Annotated in this window: 3 protein-coding genes; 2 read left to right on the top strand and 1 reads right to left on the bottom strand. The window is 73.7% G+C overall.

The genetic code is table 11. From position 1 onward, the window contains the following. Nucleotides 1-120: 120 nt before the first annotated feature. On the top strand, nt 121-1,107 hold the full coding sequence (locus SACHA_RS0100205; protein ID WP_028662742.1) for a helix-turn-helix transcriptional regulator: 987 nt from the start codon (nt 121-123) through the stop codon (nt 1,105-1,107). Nucleotides 1,108-1,188: 81 nt separating this feature from the next. On the opposite strand, the gene SACHA_RS0100200 is transcribed toward SACHA_RS0100205, so the two are convergent. Beyond that, nucleotides 1,189-2,163 carry an SDR family oxidoreductase gene (locus SACHA_RS0100200; protein WP_157601540.1) on the bottom strand — a complete coding sequence of 325 codons (975 nt, stop codon included), beginning with the start codon at nt 2,161-2,163 and terminating at the stop codon, nt 1,189-1,191. A gap of 255 nt (nt 2,164-2,418) precedes the next feature. Here SACHA_RS0100200 and SACHA_RS24740 point away from each other — a divergent pair. Then, nucleotides 2,419-2,902, top strand: a 484-nt coding sequence (locus tag SACHA_RS24740) for a hypothetical protein (RefSeq protein ID WP_198010070.1), incomplete at its 3' end; no start/stop codon positions are given.

Here is a 2,902-nt window from a genome sequence, read left to right as displayed (position 1 = left end):
CGGCGCACCGGCGGGAGTCCTGCGTGTCCGCCCGGCGGTGAGGTGCTCCCGGCGGCGAGCGCGGCACCGCCGGACCCGGTGCCGACGCGCGGTCCGCGTCCGCCGGGCATGATCGACAGCATGCGTGCCGAACGTCTCGTGGCGCTGCTGTTCACCCTGCAGAGCCGGCGCAGCGCAACCGTCACCGAACTCGCCGCCGCGCTCGGCGTGTCACCCCGGACGATGCACCGGGACCTCGATGCACTGCGGGCGGCGGGGGTGCCACTGTGGACCGAGCCCGGCCGGCACGGTGGGGTCGGGCTCGTGGCGGGCTGGCGCAGCAGGCTCGACGGACTGACCTCGCGCGAAGCCGTCACGGTCTTCGCGATGGGCGTGCCGCGGGCACTGGCGGAGCTGGGCCTCGGCGCGGCGGACACGTCCGCCCAGGCCAAGCTGACGGCGACCCTGCCCACGCCGCTGCGGGAACAGGCCCAGCACCTCGCACAGCGGTTCCACCTCGACGCACCCGGCTGGTTCCGCCGCGGGGACGACACCGGGCCGCTGACCGATCTCGCCCGTGCGGTGTGGGAGCAACGCCGCACCCGCCTCGACTACGCCCGGCGGGACGGCGGTGTGGCCCGCACCGTCGACCCACTCGGACTCGTGCTCAAGGCGGGGGTCTGGTACCTGGTCGCACGGGCTGTCGACGCGGACGGCGGGGCCGGTGATGACGTACGGACCTACCGGGTCGGCCGCGTCCGCACGCTCGACCTGCTGGACGAGCGGTTCGACCGGCCCACCGACTTCGCCCTGGCGAGCTGGTGGGAGCGGTCGTCGGCGGAGTTCGAACGGTCCCTGCGGCGGGTGCCCGTGCGGCTCCGGTTGAGCCCGGTGGGCGTGCGCGCGCTCCCTGCGGCATTGGACGCCGACCTCGCCGCCGAGGCACTGCGGTGCGCCGGGGAACCGGGGCCGGACGGCTGGACCGAGGTGGTCGTCGCCCTGGAACAACCGGAGATCGCCGCCGGACAACTGCTGTGCCTCGGCACGGAGGTGGAGATCCTCGGCCCGGACGAGGTTCGGGCGGCCTTCGCCGACACCGCCCGGCGGATGGCCGACCGGCACGGGTGACCGGCGGCTGTCCCAGCGTGCGCACTCACGGACAGGGAACGTCGACTCGCGGGGCATGGGGTGGCGACTCGCGGGCAGCGGTCAGCGGTAGCCCGTCGGGTCGGCGGGTTTGCCCGCGTCGGCGACCTCGGTGATGTAACGCCATCCGTCCGGGCGGCTGCCGTCGACGTCGTCCACGTCGTAGATCTTCGCCAGCTCACCGCTGTTGAGGGTGCGGCCGGTGAAGCGGTGTTTGTCCGGGTCCCCCGCCAGGGCGGCCACCGTGCGGCCGACGAACGTGGGCGACTCCGAGATGCAGAAATGCGGTTGCTGCTCCAGCGCGTCGCGCCAGGTGGCCTCAGTGACACCGAACTCGTCCAGCATCGCCTCCGACCGCAGCCAGCCGGGAGTCAGCGCCACGGCCGTGCAGTCGTGCGCGGCCACCTCCGACGACTCCGCGGCCTCCGACAGTTCCGCGGCCTCGGCGATCGCCAGGTGGTGGGCGGCGGCCTTGGCGATGTGGAAGGCCAGCGTGGTGCCGTGCCGGTAGTTCGCGTTGTACTCGGCGGTGCCGTCGGTCATCTCCACCACGAGTCCCCCCGGCCTGCGTAGCACGAGCGGAAGCAGCAGGTGCGCGGTGACGATGTGCGCGTCGATGCCCAACCGGATCATGCGCAGACTCGCCTGAAGCGGGTGCTCCCACACCGGCTGCCCCCAGCCGATATGGCCGTCCCCGCCCCACACGCCGTCGATCAGGATATCCACGCCGCCGTGCTCGGCCTCGACACGCGCGGCCAGCCCACGCACCTGTTCCGGGTCGAGGTGGTCGACCCGGAGCGCGGCGCCGTCGCCGCCCGCCCGCTCGATCCGCTCGACCGTACCCTCGATGGTCTCCGTCCTGCCCACCTCGGACCGGTCCGCACCGGAGGTGCGGCCGGTGACGTAGACATAGGCACCGCGCCTGCCCAGCTCCACGGCGATCGCGCGGCTCGCGCCGCGGGTCCCTCCGGCGACGACGGCCACCTTGCCGTGCAACGTCCTGCCGAAGTGTCCGGTGTCGGTCTCGTTCGCAGCCATGAAACCACCCTTCCCGGAAACCCTGCCACCCCACGGCACCGTTTCGCGGGCGGTTTCCGTCGGCTTCCCGTGCATGGTCTCCGCTCCGTTTCGGGTCAGTGTCACCGTGGCGCCTCGACTCGCGGGCATGGCACGTCGACTCGCGGGCATGGGGTGGCGACTCGCGGGGATTCCGTTGAATTGTTGAGGTCGGGGTGGGTGGCCGCGGCCTAGTCTGGGCGTTCGACAACGACCGTGAGGGACGAGGGACGGCCAGTGGCAGGGACGTACCGGGTGCCCGCGCCGGCCCGGCGGGTGGGTGCGGTGCTGGGTGCGCCGCAGTCCTGGCCGTGGCTGTCCGGTGCGGACCTCGCGGTCGGTTTCCTCCGCCGGGTCGGGGGGCGTGCGTTCTACCGCGCCGACGACGCCGCCGGGGGCGGGCCCGTGTACTTCGCGGTGGAGCACGACGGGCGGGCGGGCGCACTGTGGCTCGTCGACGGTGAGGCCGGGACCCCGCCACCGTCGGCCACGTCGACCTGGACCGTCGAGGACCGGCCGGACGGCACCTCGGAACTGCGGAGCACCGGGCACGACGAACTCCCCGGGGTACTGCGGGGTCTCTGGGCACGCCCCGCGTTCGCGGACACGCTCGGCGCCTACAGCGCCGAGATCGACCTCGCGTGCGGACACACCGATCCCCGTGCGGCCGCACGGGCGCTCGCGCCGATGCTGCGCGCCCGCGCGGGGGACTCGGAGGCTG

The organism is Saccharomonospora halophila 8, assembly GCF_000383775.1.
Classification (GTDB): domain Bacteria; phylum Actinomycetota; class Actinomycetes; order Mycobacteriales; family Pseudonocardiaceae; genus Saccharomonospora; species Saccharomonospora halophila.
This window is presented reverse-complemented; position numbering and strand designations above follow the sequence as displayed.

Coding starts and splice junctions, on each gene's coding strand:
- SACHA_RS0100200 (WP_157601540.1), bottom strand. CDS start 2,163: ATGGCTGCGAACGAGACCGACACCGGACACTTCGGCAGGACGTTGCAC.
- SACHA_RS0100205 (WP_028662742.1), top strand. CDS start 121: ATGCGTGCCGAACGTCTCGTGGCGCTGCTGTTCACCCTGCAGAGCCGG.